This window comes from Chlorobiota bacterium, assembly GCA_016710285.1.
Taxonomy (GTDB): Bacteria; Bacteroidota; Ignavibacteria; order OLB7; family OLB7; genus OLB7.
Window position 1 is genome coordinate 291,890 of record JADJXR010000001.1, and the last position, 23,459, is coordinate 315,348.

Annotated in this window: 21 protein-coding genes; 10 read left to right on the forward strand and 11 right to left on the reverse strand. The window is 57.0% G+C overall.

Going from position 1 to position 23,459, the window contains the following annotated elements:
- Positions 1–134: 134 nt before the first annotated feature.
- Positions 135–1,019 carry a phosphoribosylaminoimidazolesuccinocarboxamide synthase gene (locus IPM61_00880; GenBank protein ID MBK8909861.1) on the reverse strand — a complete coding sequence of 295 codons (885 nt, stop codon included), beginning with the start codon at positions 1,017–1,019 and terminating at the stop codon, positions 135–137.
- 234 nt (positions 1,020–1,253) lie between these two features.
- Between IPM61_00880 and greA the strand changes: the two genes are divergently transcribed.
- The 3 genes from greA to IPM61_00895 all read left to right on the forward strand — a co-directional run bounded on the left by greA (position 1,254) and on the right by IPM61_00895 (position 3,128).
- Positions 1,254–1,727, forward strand: coding sequence for a transcription elongation factor GreA (gene greA, locus IPM61_00885; GenBank protein MBK8909862.1), 474 nt, complete (start codon positions 1,254–1,256; stop codon positions 1,725–1,727).
- A 160-nt stretch (positions 1,728–1,887) separates the two neighbouring features.
- A complete protein-coding gene (locus IPM61_00890; protein MBK8909863.1) occupies positions 1,888–2,550 on the forward strand; it encodes an RNA polymerase sigma factor in 663 nt (220 codons plus the stop codon).
- A gap of 107 nt (positions 2,551–2,657) precedes the next feature.
- The gene (locus tag IPM61_00895) at positions 2,658–3,128 is read left to right on the forward strand and encodes a hypothetical protein (GenBank protein MBK8909864.1); all 471 of its coding nucleotides are present in this window, start codon (positions 2,658–2,660) and stop codon (positions 3,126–3,128) included.
- 81 nt (positions 3,129–3,209) lie between these two features.
- Here the strand turns inward: IPM61_00895 and IPM61_00900 are convergent, their stop codons facing one another.
- The 3 genes from IPM61_00900 to IPM61_00910 form a co-directional block, all read right to left on the reverse strand.
- On the reverse strand, positions 3,210–4,073 hold the full coding sequence (locus IPM61_00900; protein ID MBK8909865.1) for a hypothetical protein: 864 nt from the start codon (positions 4,071–4,073) through the stop codon (positions 3,210–3,212).
- Between the two features lie 119 nt (positions 4,074–4,192).
- Positions 4,193–4,570, reverse strand: coding sequence for a co-chaperone GroES (locus IPM61_00905; GenBank protein MBK8909866.1), 378 nt, complete (start codon positions 4,568–4,570; stop codon positions 4,193–4,195).
- A gap of 101 nt (positions 4,571–4,671) precedes the next feature.
- Entirely contained in the window at positions 4,672–5,403 is a 732-nt protein-coding gene (locus tag IPM61_00910) for a hypothetical protein (GenBank protein MBK8909867.1), read from the reverse strand.
- Positions 5,404–5,630: 227 nt separating this feature from the next.
- Here IPM61_00910 and IPM61_00915 point away from each other — a divergent pair, with 227 nt between their 5' ends.
- Positions 5,631–6,263, forward strand: a complete 633-nt coding sequence (locus IPM61_00915; GenBank protein MBK8909868.1) for a hypothetical protein — start codon at positions 5,631–5,633, stop codon at positions 6,261–6,263.
- Positions 6,264–6,448: 185 nt separating this feature from the next.
- Positions 6,449–7,801, forward strand: coding sequence for a PDZ domain-containing protein (locus IPM61_00920; protein ID MBK8909869.1), 1,353 nt, complete (start codon positions 6,449–6,451; stop codon positions 7,799–7,801).
- Positions 7,802–8,128: 327 nt separating this feature from the next.
- Here the strand turns inward: IPM61_00920 and IPM61_00925 are convergent, their stop codons facing one another.
- Positions 8,129–8,620: a hypothetical protein gene (locus IPM61_00925; protein MBK8909870.1), complete on the reverse strand. Its 492-nt coding sequence runs from the start codon at positions 8,618–8,620 to the stop codon at positions 8,129–8,131.
- Between the two features lie 331 nt (positions 8,621–8,951).
- Between IPM61_00925 and IPM61_00930 the strand changes: the two genes are divergently transcribed.
- From IPM61_00930 to IPM61_00940, 3 genes are all read left to right on the forward strand, one after another.
- Positions 8,952–10,118 carry a 6-phosphofructokinase gene (locus tag IPM61_00930; protein ID MBK8909871.1) on the forward strand — a complete coding sequence of 389 codons (1,167 nt, stop codon included), beginning with the start codon at positions 8,952–8,954 and terminating at the stop codon, positions 10,116–10,118.
- A 119-nt stretch (positions 10,119–10,237) separates the two neighbouring features.
- Positions 10,238–10,996 (forward strand): DUF3800 domain-containing protein, encoded by a 759-nt coding sequence (locus IPM61_00935; protein ID MBK8909872.1) that lies wholly within the window; start codon positions 10,238–10,240, stop codon positions 10,994–10,996.
- A gap of 121 nt (positions 10,997–11,117) precedes the next feature.
- Positions 11,118–11,897, forward strand: coding sequence for a fumarylacetoacetate hydrolase family protein (locus IPM61_00940; GenBank protein MBK8909873.1), 780 nt, complete (start codon positions 11,118–11,120; stop codon positions 11,895–11,897).
- 27 nt (positions 11,898–11,924) lie between these two features.
- Here the strand turns inward: IPM61_00940 and IPM61_00945 are convergent, their stop codons facing one another.
- On the reverse strand, positions 11,925–12,161 hold the full coding sequence (locus IPM61_00945; GenBank protein ID MBK8909874.1) for a hypothetical protein: 237 nt from the start codon (positions 12,159–12,161) through the stop codon (positions 11,925–11,927).
- A gap of 52 nt (positions 12,162–12,213) precedes the next feature.
- On the opposite strand from IPM61_00945, the gene IPM61_00950 reads away from it, so the two are divergent.
- Positions 12,214–13,008 carry an ABC-2 family transporter protein gene (locus IPM61_00950; GenBank protein ID MBK8909875.1) on the forward strand — a complete coding sequence of 265 codons (795 nt, stop codon included), beginning with the start codon at positions 12,214–12,216 and terminating at the stop codon, positions 13,006–13,008.
- Positions 13,009–13,057: 49 nt separating this feature from the next.
- On the opposite strand, the gene IPM61_00955 is transcribed toward IPM61_00950, so the two are convergent.
- Complete coding sequence (locus IPM61_00955) at positions 13,058–14,743, reverse strand: DUF4397 domain-containing protein (GenBank protein ID MBK8909876.1); 1,686 nt, start codon at positions 14,741–14,743, stop codon at positions 13,058–13,060.
- A 328-nt stretch (positions 14,744–15,071) separates the two neighbouring features.
- Here IPM61_00955 and lysS point away from each other — a divergent pair, with 328 nt between their 5' ends.
- Positions 15,072–16,682 carry a lysine--tRNA ligase gene (gene lysS / locus IPM61_00960; GenBank protein ID MBK8909877.1) on the forward strand — a complete coding sequence of 537 codons (1,611 nt, stop codon included), beginning with the start codon at positions 15,072–15,074 and terminating at the stop codon, positions 16,680–16,682.
- Positions 16,683–16,780: 98 nt separating this feature from the next.
- Here the strand turns inward: lysS and IPM61_00965 are convergent, their stop codons facing one another.
- From IPM61_00965 to IPM61_00980, 4 genes are all read right to left on the reverse strand, one after another.
- Positions 16,781–17,866 carry a hypothetical protein gene (locus tag IPM61_00965; protein MBK8909878.1) on the reverse strand — a complete coding sequence of 362 codons (1,086 nt, stop codon included), beginning with the start codon at positions 17,864–17,866 and terminating at the stop codon, positions 16,781–16,783.
- Positions 17,867–17,939: 73 nt separating this feature from the next.
- Complete coding sequence (gene mscL, locus IPM61_00970) at positions 17,940–18,368, reverse strand: large conductance mechanosensitive channel protein MscL (GenBank protein MBK8909879.1); 429 nt, start codon at positions 18,366–18,368, stop codon at positions 17,940–17,942.
- A 139-nt stretch (positions 18,369–18,507) separates the two neighbouring features.
- A complete protein-coding gene (locus tag IPM61_00975; GenBank protein MBK8909880.1) occupies positions 18,508–21,276 on the reverse strand; it encodes a hypothetical protein in 2,769 nt (922 codons plus the stop codon).
- A gap of 58 nt (positions 21,277–21,334) precedes the next feature.
- A complete protein-coding gene (locus IPM61_00980; GenBank protein ID MBK8909881.1) occupies positions 21,335–23,428 on the reverse strand; it encodes a hypothetical protein in 2,094 nt (697 codons plus the stop codon).
- Between the last annotated feature and the right edge of the window lie 31 nt (positions 23,429–23,459).

A 23,459-nucleotide genomic window follows, 5' to 3' on the forward strand; every position in this document is an offset into this window, starting at 1 on the left:
TTCCAACTGTTCTGTACCGTGGGGAATCTACCGTACTGGATAGGTTGATGCAAGCCCTTCGGCCATCCAATATCTTGTTCGCCAATTTTCAAGAACTGAGCGGCGCACCAATGGTGGAAGCCAGCGGCAGCCCGCTACGTTGTTAGCCGTTCTAATGCTTCTTGGTACTTGGCGGCGGTTCCCTGCAGAACTTCGGCAGGGAGTGACGGCGGTGGCGGGGTTTTGTTCCAGCCGGTGGACTCCAAATAATCGCGAAGGTATTGCTTGTCGAAGTTCTGCGACTCCTTCCCCGGCGACCACGCCGATGCCAGCCAGAACCGCGAGGAATCTGGGGTCAGGGCCTCGTCAATCAGAATAAGCTGCCCGTTCTCATCATGCCCGAACTCGAACTTCGTGTCGGCAATGATAATCCCGCGATCCTCGGCAATGGTGGCGGCGGCGGAGTAGAGTTGCAAGGTTAGGCTGCGGGCTTGCTCGGCAACATCGCGGCCAACAATCTGCGCAGCTTCGTCGAAGGTGATGTTCATGTCGTGCCCTTCTTCGGCTTTGGTTGCGGGGGTGAAGATCGGCTCCGGCAAACGGCTGCTTTGCACCAACCCCTCGGGAAGTGGGATTCCGCAGACGGTTCGGTTGGCCTGATACTCCTTCCAACCCGAACCCGCCAAGTAGCCACGCGCCACACACTCAATGGCCAGCGGAGTGGTTTTGCGAACCAGCATCGAGCGCCCGCGAAGCTCCTGGCGGTACGGCGCGCACTCGGCGGGGTACTGGTCAACATCGGCGGTGATCAGGTGGTTAGGCACGATATGCCTAAGCTGTTCAAACCAAAACAATGAGAAGGCGGTAAGGATCGTCCCTTTGCCGGGAATCGGTTGATCCATAATCACATCGTAGGCACTGATGCGGTCGGTTGCAACAAACAGCAGCGCGTGGCCCAAGTCGTACACGTCGCGAACCTTGCCGCGCCGCCACAAAGGGATTGTAGGGTAGTTCGTTGAAAGGATAGGCGTACTGGTCATCTGATTGTTCGGAAGCGTGGCAACAGCGAAACAGCAGCAACACCGGCGATTGCAACAGGGCAATGGCGTTGGAATTGCAACTTTTTCTCTGTCATTGGAAAATTCCTTGCCCGCAATATTGGGATTCCCGTTGAATTATCTTAAACTTGGCCTTAGCAAAAGCCGTTGCCGCAGCGCAATGGCTTTTGGTCTTGTATAGAACCAGCTACCATTATTACCAGAGAAGAAGCAGGTATGTCGGAAGTAATCTACCTAACGCGCGAACGGATGCGCGAACTTGAAGACGAACTTCGGGAACTGAAGACCGATAAACGAGCGGAGATCGCCCAGAAGATCGCCGAGGCGCGGTCCTACGGTGACTTGTCGGAGAACGCCGAGTACGACGCAGCCAAGGAAGCACAGGGCTTGCTGGAAGCCAAAATCTACCGGATGGAGCAGATGATTGGCCGCGCTCGCGTCATCGAGGCGGGGAACGTGCCGAACGATAAAGTCTATATCCTTAGCACCGTGAAAGTGCTGAACCGCAAAACGAATAGGACCACGGAATACCTGATGGTCTCGGCCGAGGAATCGGACATCGAGCAAGGGAAACTCTCGGTCACCTCCCCAATCGGCAAGTCGCTGATGGGGAAGACCGTTGGCGACGTGGTGGAAGTCAATGTTCCAGCAGGAAAGATCACGTTAGAGATTCAAGAGATACGCCGCTGATAGCCACGCGGCACCGATTGCCGCGGGCTATCGGTGCCGCATCATGGCTTTGCTTGTGCTGATTCATCCCCCCCCCGCTTACCTTTTTGACAAGCATCAACAAACTTCCCTTGCACGCTGATTAAACGGAACAGGGGCTGCGAAGTCGGAGCCGGCTGTCATGAGTACCACAGCTATTTCCCTTGCCGCAGCGCCCGGAAGGCGCACCATGGTTGACCTTGACGACAAACAATTGCTTGAACTGCATCGGGCCGGACAGACCGATAAGATGTTCAACGAAATGGTGCGCCGCTACCACTCGCGCCTCTATTGGGTTGTGCGTCGGATGGTGAAAGTGCATGAGGATGCCGACGACATCACCCAAGATGTCTTCGTCCGTGCTTACCAATCTATCAACACCTTCCGCGGCGATTCAGCCCTGTTCACATGGCTCTACCGGATCGCTGTCAACCTTTCCATCAACCACCTGCGGAAACAAAAGGTTCGCAAGCTGGTTGACATTGCCGACTACATCCCCTTCCTGGGCCGCGATGCCGAGCAAGACACCGACGTGGTCCGCAAGGAGAACGTCTCCCTGATCGAGGAGGCAATCGAAAAACTTCCCCAAAAGCAAAAAGCGGTGTTCATCATGCGCTACTATGATGAGATGCCGTACGAGCAGATCTCCGCAATCTTGGGGACCACTGTTGGCGGGCTGAAAGCCAATTTCCATCATGCCGTCAAGAAGGTGGCCGCCTACGTCCGCAAGCACCACGGATCCATCAACCTTGAAGGACTGGACCCCGATGAGTTTGTGGAGCAAGGCGACGGGAAGATGGAGTAAATGCCAACGATTGATATGATAGATGCTCCATGCCAAGCATAACAGAGAACGAGTGATGACCAACCAGCAACGATGAACAGCAACAGCAAGAACCATAGATTCCAGCCATGAACGCACAACAGAACAGCACCATGAACCACGACCCGCTCGATCAAGAGATTGAACGCGACGTTGCCGAACTGCGGATGCTGCTTCGGAACGTTGAAGGCCCGAAGGAGCCACACCCGGCATACTGGCAGAACTTCGTGGTCCACGTTCATAACCGCATTGATGAACGCCGCCAGCAGCGCCGCCGCCGCTCGATGATTACCGGCTGGGCCTCGGCAGCAGCTGCCGTCGGGGTGACGCTGTTTGTGATGACCGGGGGGCTTTCATCCATCATCAACGGCGATGAACCCCATTCCCCAAACATTGCCACCACACCGGAAATCATCACCGCAGCAAGCAGTCCCCTGTACGCCGATGCCGGAAGCCGCAGCTTGGTGCTTAGCGAGGACGACGTGAAAGTGTTGAACGCCATCATCTCCGACGACGACAACGGGATGCTTGCCGCCATCGCCAACTCCGACAGCTTCTAGTAACCCCCCAAAACATAAAGCAGCAAGAAGGCCGATCTTGAAAAAAGATCGGCCTTCTTGCTGCTTGCTGGTTGGTACCGATTACCCATTCCGTTTGCCCGATACCCCGCGACGGTAACGGCGGAACTTCTTCCCCTTCTTCCGCTTTCCGGTGCGGCGGTAACTCTGTTTCTGCTCCGTGCTTCGCGTCACGCTTTGGGCTGGCGACCCGTTGGCCGTGGGGGATTGTTGCGTTGCGGTTGCGGTCGCAACAGCGGATTCCTTCCCCGAACTCTTCTTTCCTTTTTTCTGCTTCGTTCCCGCTGCCGCCGAAGACGCAATGGTTGGCGGATCCACTAATCGCGGAGCATCAATCGGCTGCAGCCCAATCACCGGGTGAAGTGCCAGGCGGTTTGTGGCCATCCACTTTTCGTGATTCAATACTTCGTACAGCCCCACACCCGTCACCGCCACCAGAACTGGCGAAGCAACGCTATCGGTGGGGTTGCCAACGCTGGCGCGGATCCATTCACGAACCGCCCGGTACATCTCTGCACGGGGGGTTGCGGCAATCTCCGGGCAGTTGGGATCGGGGATCAGCGCGGGCATGGAATGCGTGCCGGAGGGGTCGCGTAGATAGAGCCGAAAATTGCCGTCGTTATCAAGGGCGTACCCGCAGAGCAAGGCATCCACCGAGTAGATGTTCCGCTCGTATGGCTGGCGCGGCATAAACTCATCGGCCACCACACGCGGCAGTTGCCCAAGGTTGCCGATGCTGGTCAGCCCGGCGCGGGTGAAGTTGATCATGGCGGTGTCGTCATCGGCCAAGATTTTTTGCGCCCATCGCTCGCGCCCGCACTGCCGCACCACCCGCCCCGTTTCGTTTGCCAATTGCGCCAGGACCCACGACACCGGCAACCCTACCGTTGCCAGCACCATTGCCGCAATCCTCCAAGTTGTCTTCATGCATCCTCCTGCTGCAACGTTTCTTCGGAATGCTTCGGGATGGGGGCTGGAAATTACTTTGGCTGGCGTTCACAACAAACCGGGATTACTCACTCCCTTTCCCCCACCTCCCGCGCCGCTCACGCCTGCTCGTGAAGTTCCTCGCGGACAAGCATCAGGATTGCCGGGTGGGGGACAATCACATATTGCTCCCCTTCGTACTCCACCTCGATGGCCTCGTTCCGTAGGAACAGTGCGTAGTCCCCTTCCTGGGCTTGCAACGGCATATACCGCAGTAATTCCCGCTGGGGTGCCCAGGGTTCGTCGTCGTTGTAGTTGGGGTTGGGGATTGGATACCCCGGCCCCACTTTTACGATATGCCCGGCCTGAATCTTTTCGCGCTCGGCAACGCCCGGCGGAAGGAACAACCCGTGCGGGGTTTTCTCGCTCTCGTTCTCCAAGCGGATCAACACCCGATCCCCCACAACAAGAATTGTACGTTCTTTGCGAACCATCATGCGGCTGATATTTGGTTGAATGTTGATTGATGCTGTTTGCCTCTCTCTCCCTCTTTCCATCACCCTCTCCCCACTTCTTTTCTTCCCCCTCCTCTACTCACTCAATTTCGGAACCGGCCATTCCGCAGCAGCGATGCGCTTGCAAGCTCCAGCCGTGTCAGCACGGCGGTTCGGTTTTGCACACGCCGCTTCAGCTCATCCATCCGCGCAGTGATGTGGGCGGCATCGGCAAGGTGGCGGGCAAGGCGTAGCGGCTCGCATTGCTGCAACTCTCCAATCCGCCGGTGCCATTCCTCCTCCTCGGCTTCCTCCAACCGTTCGCGGCGGGCAAGCGATAGCAGCGGCTGCACCAACTCATGGAGTTCCGTCAATGCCACCACATCCAGCCGCCCGTAGGCATCGCAGGCAAGGGTTAAGGTTTCTTGTTCGCGGCGGCGGCGGGCGGGGTCCGCAATTCCAACGATCGCCTCGGCAACGTCGGCAAGCAAGCAGTAGCACTCGCGCTCCTGCTCCGCTTGGTAGCGGAATTCCTTTGCCGAACGGATCGCCATCCGCAACCCCTCCATTCCCTGATACTCGTTTGCAGCGGCCTCGTGGGCGGCGTGCCGGATGTCCCCTTCCAGCTCGGGAGTCATCGGGCGATTCCCCGCAAACGATTGCTCCAGTAAACGGATCAAATGCCCGGCGGAAACCACCTCGGCCCGCAGTGCCAGCAGGTCGTACTCCAAATCGCCAAAAATCCGGTAATACCGCCGCGCAATCTCCGGCCCCACAAACCGCACGGTCCGAACATAGATCAGTAAAGGATCGGATATCAAGGAGGTTGTTGGCATGGCGGTAAAATACAGGATGGAGGGTGAAGGATGAAAAGAATCTCCCCCCCAATTCTTTCCTCTCAGCTTTTTTATCACCCCACCCACGCGCCGTAAGATGCCTATCCACCGTTCATAAGACGCTCCCGATAGATTGTTCCCATGCTGCAACAGCAGCCGCCCCACGGGGCACGAACGGAACCTACACGAGTATCACAACAACCTTCAAACTATCTGGGAACAACGCCATGACCTTCATGCTGAAACCACTGCTCGCCACACTGGCGATTGCCTGCGCCGCCACCTTCCTTGCCTCCTGCGATGCCTTGCAAACGCTGGCTCCGGCGGTGCAAAACGCACGAAATTTCGTCTTCCATTACAAGGAGCTCCCCAGCTCCATGACCATGAATCAAGCGATTACTGCGATGATGACCCACTCCAGCACGGTGACATCAAACACCACCGAATACCGTGGGAACAAGGAAAATAACACAGCATTCTTCCGGTTGCGGATGCTTCAGCCTGGGGGAAATCCATCGGGAGGACAACTAGAGGTTCGGGCATTCGACGCAACCACACGCACCCTTGATCCCAGCTTCTCCCCGGGAGCGGTGGGCCTAACACTGGATATTCAGCCGTTGCCGCAGGTTGGTACCGAGGTGATGCTGGGGAATGCCACCATGCAGTTTGTTGCGCAAAACACCCTGACGGAGTTCGTGAACAACAACGATCCCAACAGCTACTTCCGGCTGACCCTGACCGCAGTTGACCTAACGAACAACACGGCATCGGGGGTGTTCGAGGCAATAGTCCGCGATCCTGCGTCTGGAAGAATGTTTGCCATCACCGATGGTGAGTTTCACATGAATATCAGCCAGTAGCCAACGCCATTGGCCAAGCCGCCACTTGCCCGATGCAGCAGAACGCGCCGTGCTGCATCGGGCAATCGCGCAGAAGCAATCACAAAGAAAAAAAATCATGCCGGAACATCTCCACCCCCCTCCCGTCCCAACGGAACTTCACGCAAGCACTGCTGAACAACATACCTTTTGGAGGATTCCGAACCATGAAACAACGTCTTTTGCTTCTGCTATCGGCTGGGCTGGTCTCCGGCTCGATTGCCATCCACGCACAACAAACCGCAACCGCCGAACTTGACGTGGCCGACACCGCCACGCGCATTGAACGCCCCCACCGCCTCTCCGTTCGGACGTTTGGCGGCGGAAGCTACCTCGGGGTCCAGATTGAAGAAGTCACCCCCGACAAAGCCAAGGAGATGGGATTGAAAGAAGAGTACGGCGTGGTTATCAGCAAAGTGATGGAAGGAACCGCTGCCGAAAAAGCCGGATTGCTGGCCAACGATGTGGTGGTTGGCTGGAACGACAGCCGCGTGGAAAGCACCCGCCAACTGACACGGCTGATTCGCGAAACCCCGGCAGGCCGCACCGTCCGCATCGGAATCGTGCGCAACGGGTCGCCAATGACCATCAACGCCACGATTGGGAAGCGCGAACAAGGGATATTCGAGAGATTCGAGATGGAAGGCATGAACCTGGATTCCACCATCGGCGAATCGCTGAAAAATTTGAAAGGCTTGAAAGAATGGAAAGGGATGGAAAACCTTGAGGGGCTGAAAGGCTTGGAAAACCTGAAAGACTTCAACATTAGAATTGACACCGCCTGGAGCTTCGACACCACAATGCCGGGTGGCTGCCACAGCTTCAACTTCGGGTGGTCCGGTGCCCCGGAAATCGCGTGTATGCCTTTCGGCTCAGGCCGCCCACGCTTGGGGGTCCAGATGCAAGACCTTACCCCGCAGCTTGCCAAATACTTCGGTGCCGACAGAAACAGCGGCGCGTTGATCAGCGAAGTGGTGGACAGCTCCGCCGCCGAACGCGCAGGACTGCTGGCCGGCGACATCATTCTGGCAGTTGATGGGAAGCCCGTAAACAACCCCAACGATGCCGCACGAATGATCCGCGAACACAACGAAGGAACCGTTGAACTCCGAATCCTTCGCGACCACCAGGAACGGACCATCACCGCAACGCTGGAGAAAGCTCCGGCAATGGAAAACCACCTGCTTCCCCGGCCCGATGGCGACCGCCGGATGCGCAGATTCCATTTCAAAGGGGGAAAGGGTCCGCGCCAGTTTGAGATGTTTTTCTTTGGGCCGGAGATAATGGCACCGAACGATGAAGATGCCCCAATGGCACCGCAGCAGCCGATTGCGCCCGCTCCAGAAAGCGACATGGAGTTCAGCAGCATCCTTCCGCCCGGAGCGTTGCAGCACCTTGCACGAATCATGACCGCCCCAGCCACGCCACAGTTGGAAGATGCCCAGTTCCAGTTCCCGCTTCCCCCAATCCCTTTGATGGTCCCGCCAGCAGGGAACCAGAGCAAAGCGGTGCAGCTTTAATAGAGATCATGCCGGGAACGTCGCCACCAATTCCCCAAAACGGTGGTGTTGTTCCGGCAGTGTTTGCCTCGGATTTCTTTCGCCCCATTTTGCATCTGTCTGAACTCCCATGCGCCCAATCTGTGGCCTCCCTGTGGTTTATAATTAACGGCTCCCTCCGGATCACCACAGGGAGGTACAAGGGTGGGGCAAACGGGAAACGGACTTATGGACAACCACCGTTGAACAGGAAGCGGCACTGGCGAGCAAATCGCCAGTGCCGTTTTTTTGGTATCCATTGCCGCATCTATTTCCGCGTCGGGATCATACCCCGGCGGAGCCTGTTTTCTACATCTGCATAATTTTCTCGGCATCCAGCATGATGCTTTTCAGGATTTGGGCGGCCATTGCTGGCGTGGTGGATTTCTCGAACTGGCGGAGCTTCAACTCCATCTGCCCGATAAGCCGCTCCAGCTCACTACTTTGCTTCCCTCCTTTCTGCACTCCATTGTGGTAGGCGTTGCGAAGCAGGCCGATAAGCCCTTTCAGCTTTGGCGGATCCGGCTGCGGGTCAAAGCCTTTTGCTTCCCCCGGGCGGAGTTGGTGACCTGGTGGCTCCGGTTGGGGGTTGAATCCTTTCATCGCCCCCGGGTTCAGGAATGGCTGGATCATCTCCATAATCTCCTTGGTGGCTTTCTGAACCGCCGGCAGGCATCCCTCTCCCGATTGCGCCACCGCGCTGGGCGTGCCAACGCCGATGCCAAGTATCGCTGCGGCTGCGATTGCCAGAACGGTCCGTTTCATTCCCCCTTTCATTCTTGTTTTCATTCTTGCTTTCATGGTTGCTCTCCTTGCTCAGATATAATGTGATTGCTTTTTTATCGCCGGACGTGTGCTGCGATTTGTGTTGCTACCAATCTACAGGCCGCAGCTGGCGGTTAGTGGGGAAGCGATTTTCGGTTTGGACAGCCTTCGATTTGGGCAATGGCAGGCAAGGGGGTTATCGCAGATTTTTTTCCGGTGGTGATGGGTTCCATGGTGGGTTCCGCTCCCAAACGTTCCGCTGCCAAACTTTCACATACGGCATTGCCTTCCGGCTTCCTATCTTCGCCGCCAGTGTGCGAAAATCCTGTTCGCAGATAACGCTCATATCCAAGAAGAGAACCAACCCATGAAGATCGGCATCCTAACTGGTGGCGGCGACGTGCCAGGGCTGAATCCCTGCATCAAAGCGGCAGTCTACCGTGCAATTGATGAAGGCTACGAAGTGGTGGGAATCCGCCGGGGGTGGCGCGGGCTGCTTCACTACAACCCCGACGACCCCGCCACCCATGCTGCCAATGTTATCCCGCTGGATAAGCAAACCGTCCGCACGATTGACCGCACCGGCGGCACCTTCCTGCACACCAGCCGGACCAATCCCAGCAACGTGAAATTTTCGGAGGAACCGGAATTCCTCCGCGACCCAAATCACCTAACCGAAGAATCGCAGGACCCACGCCCGCGTGATTTCACCCCGCACGTCCTGAAAAATCTGGAGCATCTGGGGATCAACGTCCTGATTCCAATCGGAGGGGACGACACGTTAAGCTACGGCGAGCGGCTGCACCGCGAGGGGTTCCCGGTGGTGGCGATTCCGAAAACGATGGACAACGACGTGTACGGGACCGACTACTGCATCGGATTCGGAACGGCGGTGACGCGCAGCGTGCAGTTTATCCACCAGCTACGGACCAGCACCGGATCGCACGAGCGGATTGCGGTGATTGAACTGTTTGGCCGCAACTCCGGCGAAACCAGCCTTATCAGCTCCTACCTTGCCGGCGTTGATCGCGCCCTGATCTCCGAGGTTCCGTTCGACCCCGAACGCCTTGCCGAGCAAATCCTGCGCGACAAACGGGAGAACCCCAGCAACTACGCGATGGTCACCGTCAGCGAGGGGGCGCACATGATTGGCGGGAAGGTGGTGGAGTATGGCGAGCAAGATGCCTACGGGCATCGGAAATTGGGGGGGATTGGTCAGATCACCGGCGAGGCGTTGAAGCGGCTGACGGGGGAGAATATTATCCTGCAGCAAGTGGCCTACCTGATGCGCTCCGGCGCGCCCGATGCGTTGGACCTGATGGTGGCCACCAACTTCGCCAACATGGCGGTGGACCTAATTAAAAGCGGGGCGCGGGGCCGGATGGTGGCCCTGCGTGACGGAGTTTACACCCACATTCCAATGAGTGCCATCAGCAGCGGGCTGAAACGGGTGGACGTTGATGAATTGTACGACCCCACCGAGTACCGCCCAAAAGTCCGAAGCGTGATCGGCAAGCCGATGTTTTTGTATTGACGAGAAAAATTGGAATTGGGGAGCAGGCTATGGATTTACTGAAAGCAGGGTGTTTTTCAGCATTTCAAGGCGCGTTCATCGATAAATCAGATAACCGACTACAAGCGATTCTATAGGCTATGTATTTAATATATGTGGATGAAAGTGGCGATTCGGGAGACATCGCTCGAAGCCCAACAACGTATTTCATTCTTAGTGCCTTGATTATTCACGAACTACAGTGGCATCAAGCCCTTGATTCACTTGTTCAGTTGCGGAGGCATCTTAGGGATACAAAAGGGTTGAAAATTCGTGAAGAGATTCACGCTGTTCATTTCATTAACAAACCGGGCACGCTATCGCGCATTAAAAGGAATGATAGGCTTGATATTATGAAGCAATGCCTTGATTGGGTAGCAAGTCAAACTACTGTGAGCGTCATTACCGTTGCTATAAATAAGCATAAGCATCCGGCTAATGTCTTTGAAATCGCATGGAAGACCCTAATTCAAAGGCTTGAGAACACTATTCGCCATCAAAATTTTCGAGGGCATGCAAATTCTGAAGATCGTGGGTTAATTCTACCGGATAACACCGATGGGCAAAAGCTGATTGCCCTACTACGCAAAATGCGTAGATATAACCCAATTCCATACCAGAACAATACAGGTGTACAGAATTCCCCAATAACCCACATTGTGGAGGATCCATTTATGAAAAACTCATCAACATCTCTTTTCCACCAGATTGTTGATGTGATTGCTTACTCAGCACGTCAGTTATATGAACCTAACGCCTATATGCGTAAGAAAGGAGCCACTACTTTTTATTCTCGATTGGATGCTGCATTAGTGCGTCAAGCATCCAAAAAACACCCTTTAGGAATTGTGGAACGGTAAAAAAAAAGGGGCGGCTGAGCCGTCCCGGGGGAGTCCTACTCCTCAGTCGTGCTGAGTTTCAGACTCATGGCAAATATAACCATTGAACCATACTGCGCGATCAATTATTGTAACCAACACCATGTCTCCAGAAAATATCCAACAACTTGCCGCTATCGTTGATGACGCGGCGATGAACCGAACCGAGATAGACCAAATTGCCGCAACCAACCCCGCGCTAACGATGGAGGTTGCCTACCAGATCCAAGCTGCATCCGTGGCGCGGCGAATTGAGCGGGGCGAACGGCTGGTGGGGATGAAAATGGGGTTGACCAGCCGTGCCAAAATGGAGCAAATGGGGGTCCACGAGCCGATCTACGGAAGGCTTACCAGCAGCATGATCCTGAACAACGGCGCAACGATTCAGCATGGTGATTTGATCCATCCGCGCATCGAGCCGGAGGTGGCCTTCCTGCTGAAACGTGATCTGTCCGGTCCAGTTACCCCGGCCGAGGCATTGCTTGCCGTGGAAGGGGTTTGCGCCGCGCTGGAGATTATTGACAGCCGCTACCGCGACTTTAAATTCACCCTTCCCGATGTTGTGGCCGACAACACTTCGGCAGTGCTGTTTGCCCTTGGGGACTTGGTGAAACCGCCCGATGCGGTCAACTTGGGGAACTTGGGAATCGTGATGGAAATCAACGGCGTTGCGGTGGAGATAGGGAGCAGCGCAGCAATCTTGGAACACCCTGCACGCTCGCTGGCGGAGTTGGCGAATATGCTGGCACGCCGTGGCGAATCGCTAAAAGCCGGGCAGATTGTCCTGGCGGGCGGGGCAACCGCCGCCGTGGCAATCAACCCCGGGGATCATATCCGAGCGGTAGTGGATGAGCTTGGGGTGGCGGAGGTTCGGGTCCGATAACCCGCCACCGCCTGCGCCCCGAATCGTTTACGGCATATACTGAACCAGTCGCGTCTCCTGCTGCTGGCCAATTTCCACCGACAGCAGATAGATGCCCGCATCCAACGGCTGCGGCAAGGTGCGGAGGTTGAATTGAATGGTATGAACCCCGGGCTGGCAGATGCCCTGGAAAACGCGATGAATGGGGCGCGAGCTAAGATCGCGCAGCTCGATAACGCATTTTTGTGGAGAGCCTTCCACCGCGAACGGGATTGTCAGTTCCATTGAAGTTGTTGGGAAACGAATGATGTTGCTTCAACCGCGGCAAAAATAACCGATGCGCACGCTGCACCGCTATTTCACATTGTTGATTGCCTTCATGCGGGTAAACTGGCGCAGCGCGTTGGAGTACCGCACCAACTTTTTGTTCGAGATGGTCCTCTCGCTTCTGGAAGTTGGGATGTACCTGTTCTATTGGAAACTCTTCTTCGGTATCTCCGGCGGGGTTGGTGGGGTGACGTACGAGCAGATCGTGGCTCTGATCGCCTTCAACCACGTGATCTATGCCGGGTTGGATACGCTGATGGGGAACCATATCTGGGACGCTTCCGAGCTGATTATCAAAGGGCAATTCGACCTGTTCTTGGTGCAGCCGAAATCCCCAATTTTTCAACTCTTCTTTTCGGGAGCGCAACCGCTGCGGGCCGTGCAGCTGCTGACCGGAACCGCCGTGTACGCCGCCGTCATGCCGCTCACCCTGCAAAGCATCGGACTCTATCTGTTTGGGGTGGCGGTTGGTGTGGCGATTTTTGGCTCCTGGTTGGTCATCATCCACGCGCTGACGTTCCGGCTTGGCAACTACTTGGTGGTGATTAAGCTGATGTCGGTCATCCTCCATTTTGCGAAGAAGCCGGCAACCATCTTCTCGTTTGCTGTCCGCGTTGTTCTGTACACCATCATCCCCGCTGCGTATTTAGGGACCGCACAGGCCGAACAAGCGATTGCCCCAAGCGCGCCAATGCTGGCACTGCTTGCCGGGCTGGCGATGATCTCGCCGATCATCGCCAGCTGGTTCTTCCGCCGCGGAATGCGCTTGTACGAAAGCGGCAATTTGATTGGGGCCAGAATGTAGGATTCCCCCAAAAATAGAGGTCCCGGCCACCACCGTCCCTTTCCGCAATCTACCTTGCCACCACCACTCGCTTGGCGGCCATGATCCCCGCGTCGGTTCGGACCACGCAGCTGTACACGCCCGCCGGAAGGTCCTGCAGCGGAAGCACTATCGCCTGATTTCCTTCCTCCATTCTTCCATCGGCAACCGTTCCAACAACTTGCCCCATTGCATCATAGATCGTTAGGGTGACGTTGCCGGACGCTGGCAAACTGAAGATCGCTTGCGCGGTGGCGGAAGCCGGGTTCGGAACCACCGAAAGCCGCAGCCGCTTGGCTCCCTCGCGAAGCTGGTCCTCCACCCCAGCGGCGGGGTCGAACGAGCGCATTGGCGATTGCAGGGTTGGGATCGAATCGTTCAAGATGTCAACATTGAAGCGGAGGTTATCCCCCAGGGCAAGGAAGGTGACGATGCTGGAGCCGTACATCTGCAAGTCGCCGGTGTAGATCGGCGTTTCCTGACCCCGGCGGAACACCTGCAAGTTCACCATCCCCGACGGCACGTCGCGGTACTGCGTGTAGTCCAGGAAGGCAACGCTGTCGTACATCACCGTGTCGGCTCCGGAGGGCTTCAGCACAATCGTCAGCGGGCCGTAGAAGTCGGTAACGTTCGCCACACGAATCTTTGCCACGTTTGGATTGGAAATTTTCATCGAAAGCCACCGCCGCATCAGCAGGTGGGTGCGGCCTCCGTTGTCGAACTGCGTCAGCACCACGGCGTAGCCGGTGTCGGGATGGAGCGGAACCTTTGTGGTCAGCAGCGGATTCCCGGGGTTTTCGCCAGCGGCAACAAAACTGAGCGTGGCTTCCTGGGCAGTTAGCGGGCCGTAGCGTTCGGCGGCGCTGCGGTACGGGAGCTTGGTGGTGCGGATGTTCCCATCGAAATAGACATCCACTTTCGGCACATTGGATTGCGGCCAAGCGTTCACCGCACGGATAAATGCTGGCGGAGTGGACGCGCCTTGCAGCAGCGGAATTTTCACGGCAGTGGTTCCCCCCAACGCTCCGTTGATCTCATAGACCTTCAGGTTGTTGGCGGCGTTTCCGGTTATCACCAACGTGGTGTAGGAAAGGTTCGCCAGCGGGGCGATAAACTGCGCAAGCGGTTGCGTCGAGCCGTTCCGCGTGATAATCAGCGTTGCGGCAACAGCATCCACCGACTTGAACACCGTTGCGCTATCGGGGCGGATATTCGTGAACATCGCCTGGCCAGTTGCCACCGTTCCCAAATAGATGTCGAACGAGTCAGCCAGCTGCGAGGCATGAAGCACCCGCAACAACGCTTTTCCGGCGGCCGGGATATTGTTCTTCAGCCGGCTAAGCACCGTGAACTTTGGCGTGCTGCTGGCGTTGCTGGCTCCGTAGGCGATTCCCAGATAATCGGTGCTGGAAGCAACCGCTATGTCGGAGGCGATAATCGGAGTAGCGACTCCGGCCCCGGCGGCCACAACCTTGACGTTCACGCTTCCCGCACCCACCGGAAGCCCGGGGATCACGGCCGACATATGTTCCGATTCCAGCCCCTGGATTGTTGGGGTGGCAAGGTCGTTGAAATGGACATCAACGGCCCCCCCACCCTCAAGAAGATGAACGGCGCGGAAGTCAAATTTTTGGGCATGGGCCGAAGCCGTGGCGATAAGGATAATTCCCATCACCAAGAATATGCGGAGCAAGGCGTGTGTGTAGCGGTTAATCATTGGATGTTATGCTGTTGTGTGTTGTGCAGCCGGGGGCTGTGCGTTTCTTGTTTGTGGATGGGGGAGTGATGAGAACCGGCCAACAGCCAGCAAATGTTCCTGCTGGGCATTCCCGATTCCGCAGTGGGGGCATCCGTGCCGCCAAACCTGTACCAAACCATTTATAAGATACACGCTGCACGGAAATCATGCGAACCACTTTTGGGGATTACGTAGATTTGTCACCCTTCATCAACAGGATGAAACAGTCAGGGGGGAGAAAGTATTGGACGACAGCAACCTCCCCCCCTTCTGATTTCTACCAGAGCCATCATTGAGCCATTACGTAATGAACACCTTCGAGAACGATCAGGTAGCACGCCGGTACGAAGAACTTCACGAGCTGGAAACCCAAGGGGTGGTTGCCTACCCGTACTCCTTCCCCAAAACCTACGATGCCGCCGCCGCGCGCGCGCTGTTCCGCGACGATGCGCCGGAACCACTGCAAGCAGCCATTGCCGGGCGGGTGGTGGCAATCCGCCGCATGGGGAAAGCCAGCTTCTTCCACCTGCAAGACGACAGCGGGCGGATCCAGATCTATCTAAAAAAAGATGACCTGCCGAACTACGACCACCTGAAGCTCTTCGACATTGGCGACATCATCGGTGTGCAGGGATTCATGTTCCGCACCCGCACCGGGGAGATAAGCCTGCACGCGCAAACGGTCCAGATGCTGACCAAATGCTTGGTCCCGCTGCCAGTGCCAAAGGAGGAAACCGACGAGCATGGGAACCGGATTGTCCATGACCAATTTGCCGACAAGGAGCTTCGCTACCGCCAGCGGTATCTGGACCTTGCCGTAAACCCGCAAGTGCGCGACACCTTCCGCAAGCGGGCGCAGATCATCACCACCATCCGCCGCTACTTGGACCAGCGTGGATATTTGGAGGTGGAGACCCCGGTGCTTCACACCATGTACGGCGGCGCGGCGGCGCGCCCGTTCGGCACCCATCTGAACGCATTGAATATCCCCCTGTACCTCCGTATCTCCCTTGAGCTAAACCTGAAACGCCTGATTGTTGGCGGCTTCGAAGGGGTGTATGAGCTTGGCAAGAACTTCCGCAACGAGGGGATTGACAAAACCCACAACCCGGAATTCACCATGCTGGAGTTGTACGTGGCCTACAAGGATTACCTCTGGATGATGGAGATGGTGGAGGAGATGTTGAACGAGGTGGTGCTGGCCGTCAACGGGTCGCTGCGGGTGCGGACCGCTGCGGGCGAACTGAACTTCACCCGCCCGTTCCGCCGCGCCACCATGCACGAGCTGATCTACGAATACACCGGCCACCGGATTGACGGAATGGATGCCGACACGCTCCGCACCGTTGCCCGCGAACTCCATATCGGCGTGGATGGGACAATGGGGGCGGGGAAAATCATTGATGAAATCTTCAGCCAGCGGGTGCAGCCAAACCTGATCCAGCCGACGTTCGTGATGGATTACCCAACCGAGATGGTCCCCCTTGCCAAACGCCACCGAAGCAAACCCGGGCTGGTGGAAAGCTGGGAACTGATTGTCAACGGCCAGGAGCTTGCCCCCTGCTTCAGCGAGCTGAACGACCCCCGCGACCAACGCGAACGCTTTGCCGAACAAGCCAAGCTGCGCGCCGCCGGCGACGACGAAGCAATGCTGATTGACAACGATTTCCTGTACGCCCTTGAAGTCGGAATGCCCCCCGCCGCAGGCCTTGGCGTGGGCATTGACCGGCTGACGATGCTTCTGACCGGCGAGGAATCTATCCGCGACGTGATCTTCTTCCCGATGATGCGCCCCGAGGAACGCCGGGCCGCCACCACCGCCGCCGATAGCCCAACAAGTGCCAACACCGCCCCCAGCGAAACCGCCGCCACCAACAGCGAACGGGGCGAGTGGGAAGGTGGGGACCGGGTGGAATAACACCACGTTGCTGAACAATCAACGGGTTGGCAGGGGAAAGGATATCCCTTGCCAACCCGTTTTTTATTTCTCTGCCGAACTCAGTTTCTCTGCCGAACTCAATTCTCCGTGGTCAACCGGAAGCGGACGATTCGGTTGTTGTCGGTGTCGGCAACGTACAGGGTGCGGTCGTGGTGGGCCACGCCGTGGGGGTTCTTCAGGACCGCCGCGCCGCCGAACGATTGCCCGCGGAACTCCATCCCCTTGCTGTTGAATTTGTACACGCTATCGCGCCCGGCATCCACCACGTAGATATTTCCAAAACGGTCCTGGGCGGCATCCTCCGGCTGGGTAAATCGCTCGATGTTCATCAAGTCGCCAAGCTGAAACTGTGGCGGGAACGTTGGTTGCCAGCCTTCGCCTTCCGAGCTTGAGGAGTAGGTGAACGATTGGAACCGGAACTGCTGCCCGGGGTCGCTTTGGGTGATGGAAAAACTTCGCCCGTTCTCCTGGGTAAGGATTGAGGTCAATCCGGCAATGGAGCCAATGGCGTTTCCCACCGGAGCAACCGCGCCAACTGGGGAGATCAGCGTCCCATTCTGGCTGATCTCCAACACGCTGTTGTCGGGGTCCACTGCCGAGGTGTTCAGCGGGCCGACCCGCGCAACAAGGAACCCGTTATCAGGAAGCGCGGCCACGCCAGTAAACCGGCGATTGGGCTTTGATGGCTCGGCCCACATCAACTCCATTGGTGCCGCAGCAATGGCATGCTGCGTGGCGGCAAGGTCAATCCGATACACCGCGCCGATGGTGGTTGCCCTCCCCTGGATCGTGGTGTCAAGTTCCCCGGCCACCAGCAGCCGGAACCGGTAATCCTGCGCCAGCGCCACCGGACGGCGGATTGGTTTTGAATATCCCACCACTCTTCCGGCCAGGTCCAGCATTGCCACGCGGTCGTTCTGGGTGTCGGCAACGTAGATGAACGGTTCGCGTCCGGCCAGCACATCCTCCGGTTTGCTAAAGCCGCCCCATGCCGGTTCAATCGGTACGTAGATGGTGTCCATCGCCACGGGGTCGCCAACAATGGGGGCCGCAGGGGCAGATGGCTTATTGGCACAGGCGGAGAGAACAAGGGAAAGGAACGAGCAAAGCAAGAAGGCGGCACCAAGCGAAGCAAGGGCTGGTTTCATGGCGGAGAGAAGCATCGTCGGGATCAGTAATGAAAAACGGCGTTCCGAACTTAGCGGAACGCCGTTGGCTATCCAAGTTTTTTGTGTGTTAGTTCCGTGACTTCAGCAAGTCGCGAATTTCCGTCAGCAAGGATTCTTCGGCGCTTGGACCTGCGGGCGGTGCTTCCGGTGCGGGCTTGCGCATTTTGTTCATCCATTTCACCATCAGGAAAATGGAGAACGTGGTGAGAATGAACTTGATCACTACGGAGATGAACATCCCATAATTCATCGTCACTGCGCCGGCGGCTTGTGCATCGGCAAGGGTTTTGTAGGGACCGGCGGCCTTCTCCCCTTCGCGGAGAAGAAGGAAAAGATTGGCGAAATCCACCTTGCCAAGAATAAGCCCCAACAAAGGGTTCAGAAGGTCGTTGACCACTGAGTTGACGATTGCCCCAAACGCCGCGCCGATAATCACGCCGACCGCAAGGTCCACGACGTTTCCGCGCATGGCAAATTCTTTGAACTCCTTTAGCATTCAGCCTCCGTTGGTGATAGTGTGTATGAAGGATTCCCACAGGTTCAAGCCCCCACCCTCCCTACTCTCCCCCGCAAGCCTTCCGCCCGCAGTAAACGTAGCACTAACAGGACCGAACGGCAAAAGAATTCTTGATTGCTTAAAGTTTTTTCCAACCGGGGATTGTTCCATCGTAGCCATACAACCCTTCGGGAGTACCAGGGGCGGGCGTATCGGTCTGATAGACCAGCGAACCGGGAATGGCCGGCAAGGCCAGCATCGCCGCACGGGTCATGCGTGGCGGAATCATTGCCCCGGTGGTTGAGACGATATCCAGCTGCGCCTGGGGTGCTGTTGTGCCAATGCCCGTGCGGTGGTTGGCCGCCGATTTAATCGCCATGGCGTTCGAGGGATCGTTGATCCGGTAGGTGCGGAAGCGGTAATCAATCGGGTAGGTGTTGACTTGCTTCACGGACGTTGCCCCGCCGAACAGTTGGATATACGAGCTGAGATCAGCCGTCCCAGTGCCACCACATAAGGTTCCTCCAGTGTAGCAGTTGCCCAAGAGGGCATCGGTTGCGCCGCAGAGCGTATCACGTTGGATAATCGGAGCGGTTCCCCCAAGCTGGTCGGTGATGTCGGCACTTCCGCCGCCGTAGATTCCGCCAGTGTTGGACCATCCCGCCGCGGGCGGATCGGCTGTGTAATTGAACTGGGCGCGGTCGCTGGAAAGCCCGGTAAAGCATGGGGTGCGGTCGTACATATCTATTGTGAACGTCGAGGTCGAGGTCACGGTCCAGGTAAGCACCTCGCCGCAACCGTAGATATTGTACGGTGGGATTTCAAACGTTAGATACCCTGCCGAAGAAACGCCTGGCGTGGTGATCGTCACCGATTTTGGAGCGTCAATCCCGCCGGAAACGGTCAGGGTGATATTGGAGCTTGGCGTAAAGGATGAGAAGTAAACTTCGACACGATCCACCGAGCCTGCGCCGCCAGGTGAGAACGTTTGGGAAGCGGTATAGCTTCCTAAGCTCAGCGCAGGAGTCCACGTTGCATTGCTAGAGTTTTGGGTTACATCGCTGGTTCCCACCAACGTGGTGTCAAAGATTTGGAAATCGAGGTAATCGTTCGTTGAGTTGAATTGAAGGATGGAGCGGTCGTAGTAGAACCGGCGACCCGTGGCCAAGTAAAGATCGCGCCATTGGATATCACAGCTTCCAATATCGAACACATCGTTGGCTTGCGGACCAACGTGCCCTTTGATATTCAGCCCATCGAAATCGGTAACCGTATTCTGGAAGAAGATCAAACGGCCATCATCGCGCACCCCCAGCAGTGGCTCGGCGGTGCTGTCCTCGGTATACAGCGCAAACGTTGTATTGGTGTTGCTCATCCCTCGGATAATCACCCGTGCGGTGTCGTCAATCACTGGGGTCGCAAAGGGGTCGCCCATTCCAATGAATCCGCCGTTTGCCACCAAGCTCCCCCCGGGATGGTAATGCCCGGCGTTGTTGGAATGGCGCACAAACAGATGCGAGCCGACCGAGTTCGTGACCGCGTCGCGGACATCCAAGGCATACATTCCATCTGGAGCCAACGCGCCGCTTCCGGTGTTGGTTTCGGCGCGAATCTGCAGGCGTGCCGTTGGGTTTTCGATGCCGACACCCACATTTTGGCCATCAACAGAAAGCGCAGGGAAGTTTGCCGTGGACGAACCGCTGCCGGTTCCATCGCGGAATCCAATGGCCATATTGTTGGCGCGAGTATTGATTAAACGATCGCTTGCTGTTGCCCCGAACCCCCTCCCCATGGCGATTGCATTGGCGGCATCGGCCGTGGTAAACTGCCCGAATGCCATTGCCGATGTTTGCCGTGCATCAAGCTGCGAACCGATTGCAACGGCAGAGGTTGCGGTTGCTGCGGCCGTGTTCCCAATCGCCACCGATGTTGCTCCCGAAGCGGTATCCAATCCGCCGATTGCAACCGATGAGGTATTGGTGGACCGCGATCCGCTGCCCATCGAAACAGCATTAGCGCCACTTGCAACCGTAGCATTGCCCAGCGAAACCGATCGGGTGTTGGTTGCTTGTGCCTGTAGCCCCATTGCAATGCTGTTTGCCCCGCTGCCGGTTGTTGAGCTTCCCAACGACGTTGCCGCCGCCCCGGAAGCCACCACCAAGCTTCCCACGCCAACAGCATTTGCGCCGCTTACGTTTGCCGATGTTCCGCCGGCAATAGCACCCGTCGCCGATGCCGCGTTGCCACTTCCCCCAAAAATCCTTGCATTAGCCCCCGAAGCATTGTTGTTGACACCACCGCCGATAGTGGCATTATTCGCCGTTGCCGATGAGACCCGATTGGTCCCGCCACTTTGCCCACCGCCACCAATTACCACACCGTTCGCAACCCCGGTAATGGAGTTACCGCTGAATCCGCCAAGCACGTTGGGGCTTGTTAGGCGCGGCTGGTATCGCATCACCCGCTGCCGCCCCTGCCCGGCAAGGCCGGCGTGGTCCACGTGGATGCTGAAATCGGTACTGTCGTAGGTTCCAAGAAAATTTGTCCCGACCACTGTGGAGCCATTCCCCATGCTTAACCAGAATCCGGCAGTAAGATAGACTGTACTCCAATAGCTTGTTCCGTCGGGATCGGTAACCCAGTAGTAGGTGTTCAACGGTCCGCCTGGGGCAATTGGTGCCGGTGCTGGGGAGGTAGGGAACTTCAGCGCATAGCTATAAAGGAGCGAGTCACGGCCGTTGGCACTGGTGATGAAGGTGTAGGCAGGGCTGGCAAGGGTAACGGTATTGCCGGTGTTGTCGTCAAGTTCCAACTGATTCCCCGCCCACGTTGCACGCTGCGCAAATGTGGGGGTGGCGGCCAACGCCAACAACAAGGCCAGGAGATATGGTTGTACCGAAGGTTTCATCGGTTCTTGCTTCTTGTTCTAAGGTTCACGTGACACATCGAAAGGGGGAAATCGCTTGCTATTTCCGTACCCATGTTGGAACGCCCGCCACCGTCTCGCACAAATAGAATCCTTCGGTGCTGGCCCCAACGGTATTGGTCTGATAGACCATGCTGCCAAGCACCATTGATAGTGCCAGCCGCTGGGCTTGTGTCATGCGTGGGATAATAAGCGCGCCCGTTGATGAGCGAATATCCAACGCACCTTGCGGAGCAACGCCGCTCCCTGAGGTATTGAAAGAAGGATCGGGAAGGGTTGCCGCATTTCCATCGGTGAAGCCAATGCGTTTGTTGTTTTCGGCAATCACCATTGCTGTTGTGGGCGCAGCGGTTCCGGTTCCCACCGAGATATCAAGATACTGGGCGGTTGCAGCCGTGTTATAATTGAATTTTGCGCGGCTATGCCCGGTAGAGGTATTGCACGTGAAAAGCATATCGCGGTTGACGTACACGTCGCGCCACTGAAGGTCGCAGGAGCCTAAATCGTAGGTATTGCTTGTGCTTGGGCCAATGCTTCCTTTTGATGTAAGCCCGGCAAAAGGCGCGCTGGCTGTGCCAATCATCATGCGGCCATCGTCACGCACCAGAAGCAGTGGGTCCCCAGCGGCGTTGCTGATGTTCAAGGCCAATGTTGGAAGGATACTGGTGAAATCACCATCGCTAAGCCCACGCACGTGCAGCCGTGCTTTTGGAGTATCCACCGTTGCCACGTTGAACCCGCCAATGCCCACCTTCCGATTGTTCGTCACAAGCAGTGCCGAGGTCCCCGCGTTGTTGGTTACGTTCAGCGCAGCACTGGTTGCCAGGTTGTTCTCCCCCACCACCACAAGGCGGGCTTGCGGCGTTGCGGTGCCGATACCGACATACCCACGGTTATCCGCTTGTGAGGTATAAGGTCCAACAAACAGCGTGGGGGATGCTGAGTTAAAACCAACCATCAGTGAGTTAGCAGTGCTGTTCACCAAACGGGTTCCGTTGCTGACACCTTTGCCGAGCACCATGGCGTTAGCGGCGTTGGCCGTCACCCATTGGCCCATTGCAATGCTGTTGCTGCCGCTGGCGGTCACTTGGCTTCCCATTGCTGTGGCGGCGCGTCCGCTGGCGTTGGTGCTGTTCCCCATTGCCGTTGCGGTGTCGCCAGAAGCTGTTGTGGATCCCCCCATTGCCGTTGCTGTGTTGCCGCTGGCAGTGGTGCTGTTCCCCATTGCGACGGAGTTCACGCCGTTGGCGTTAGTGCTATTTCCCAAGGAGATAGCCGCCGTTGCTGCCACCGCCGTTTGTGCCGACAATCCCATTGCAACGCTGTTGTTGCCACGCGCCTGGGTGCTTCCCCCCATTGCCACCGCTGCCGCACCGCTTGCCGTCACGCCGGTGCCAAATGCCACGGAATTTGCTCCGCTTGCGGTGGAGTTTGTCCCGCCAACCGTTCCTGCATCCCCCGATGCGGTGTTCCCTGTTCCCCCAACAACAGTGGCATTGGAGGCCGAAGCCGTGTTCCCAACGCCTCCGCTGATGGTCGCAAAATCTGTTGTTGCGCCGGTGATGCTGTTCGGGCTGGCATTGGATCCGCCGCCAGCAATCGTTGCCCCACGTGCGCCGGTGGTGATCGTGTTATCGTGATGCCCGCCCAGGATGTTTGGGCTAAGATTTGTTGGCTCGAACCGCATCACCCGCCCGTTGCCTTGCGTGGAAGTTCCGAATGTTCCGGCCGCAACATTGTTGACATGGATCTGGAAAGCGACGTTATCTGTGGTTCCAATAAAGTTGGTTCCAGCGGTCGTCCCAGCGTTCCCCGTCAGCGTCCAATATCCACTTTGTGGAACCCCAGGAAGCCACGACAATTTGCCGGTGAGGTCCGAAGTAAGCAAGCTCCCCGCGCTTCCTGGAGGGCCGTCGGGAAGGGTCATGGTCCAGCTGGTGAACGGTACGGTGGGCGTTTGCAGGGTGATGGTTGATGCCGGCCCCTGATTGTCGTCCAGCACCACTGTTTGGGTTTTGGTTGTTCGCTGCGCCAATGCCGGAACAGCGGAAAGCAGAATCGCCGAACAGAGAATCGCCCAACGCGCGATATGGTAAACAGGCTGCATATAAGTCACCATGGTAAAGGGTATCATGGAAAGATTCTGTGTGGAATGCCGCCCCATC

Coding starts and splice junctions, on each gene's coding strand:
- IPM61_00880 (MBK8909861.1), bottom strand. CDS start 1,019: ATGACCAGTACGCCTATCCTTTCAACGAACTACCCTACAATCCCTTTG.
- greA (MBK8909862.1), top strand. CDS start 1,254: ATGTCGGAAGTAATCTACCTAACGCGCGAACGGATGCGCGAACTTGAA.
- IPM61_00890 (MBK8909863.1), top strand. CDS start 1,888: ATGAGTACCACAGCTATTTCCCTTGCCGCAGCGCCCGGAAGGCGCACC.
- IPM61_00895 (MBK8909864.1), top strand. CDS start 2,658: ATGAACGCACAACAGAACAGCACCATGAACCACGACCCGCTCGATCAA.
- IPM61_00900 (MBK8909865.1), bottom strand. CDS start 4,073: ATGAAGACAACTTGGAGGATTGCGGCAATGGTGCTGGCAACGGTAGGG.
- IPM61_00905 (MBK8909866.1), bottom strand. CDS start 4,570: ATGATGGTTCGCAAAGAACGTACAATTCTTGTTGTGGGGGATCGGGTG.
- IPM61_00910 (MBK8909867.1), bottom strand. CDS start 5,403: ATGCCAACAACCTCCTTGATATCCGATCCTTTACTGATCTATGTTCGG.
- IPM61_00915 (MBK8909868.1), top strand. CDS start 5,631: ATGACCTTCATGCTGAAACCACTGCTCGCCACACTGGCGATTGCCTGC.
- IPM61_00920 (MBK8909869.1), top strand. CDS start 6,449: ATGAAACAACGTCTTTTGCTTCTGCTATCGGCTGGGCTGGTCTCCGGC.
- IPM61_00925 (MBK8909870.1), bottom strand. CDS start 8,620: ATGAAAGCAAGAATGAAAACAAGAATGAAAGGGGGAATGAAACGGACC.
- IPM61_00930 (MBK8909871.1), top strand. CDS start 8,952: ATGAAGATCGGCATCCTAACTGGTGGCGGCGACGTGCCAGGGCTGAAT.
- IPM61_00935 (MBK8909872.1), top strand. CDS start 10,238: ATGTATTTAATATATGTGGATGAAAGTGGCGATTCGGGAGACATCGCT.
- IPM61_00940 (MBK8909873.1), top strand. CDS start 11,118: ATGTCTCCAGAAAATATCCAACAACTTGCCGCTATCGTTGATGACGCG.
- IPM61_00945 (MBK8909874.1), bottom strand. CDS start 12,161: ATGGAACTGACAATCCCGTTCGCGGTGGAAGGCTCTCCACAAAAATGC.
- IPM61_00950 (MBK8909875.1), top strand. CDS start 12,214: ATGCGCACGCTGCACCGCTATTTCACATTGTTGATTGCCTTCATGCGG.
- IPM61_00955 (MBK8909876.1), bottom strand. CDS start 14,743: ATGATTAACCGCTACACACACGCCTTGCTCCGCATATTCTTGGTGATG.
- lysS (MBK8909877.1), top strand. CDS start 15,072: ATGAACACCTTCGAGAACGATCAGGTAGCACGCCGGTACGAAGAACTT.
- IPM61_00965 (MBK8909878.1), bottom strand. CDS start 17,866: ATGCTTCTCTCCGCCATGAAACCAGCCCTTGCTTCGCTTGGTGCCGCC.
- mscL (MBK8909879.1), bottom strand. CDS start 18,368: ATGCTAAAGGAGTTCAAAGAATTTGCCATGCGCGGAAACGTCGTGGAC.
- IPM61_00975 (MBK8909880.1), bottom strand. CDS start 21,276: ATGAAACCTTCGGTACAACCATATCTCCTGGCCTTGTTGTTGGCGTTG.
- IPM61_00980 (MBK8909881.1), bottom strand. CDS start 23,428: ATGATACCCTTTACCATGGTGACTTATATGCAGCCTGTTTACCATATC.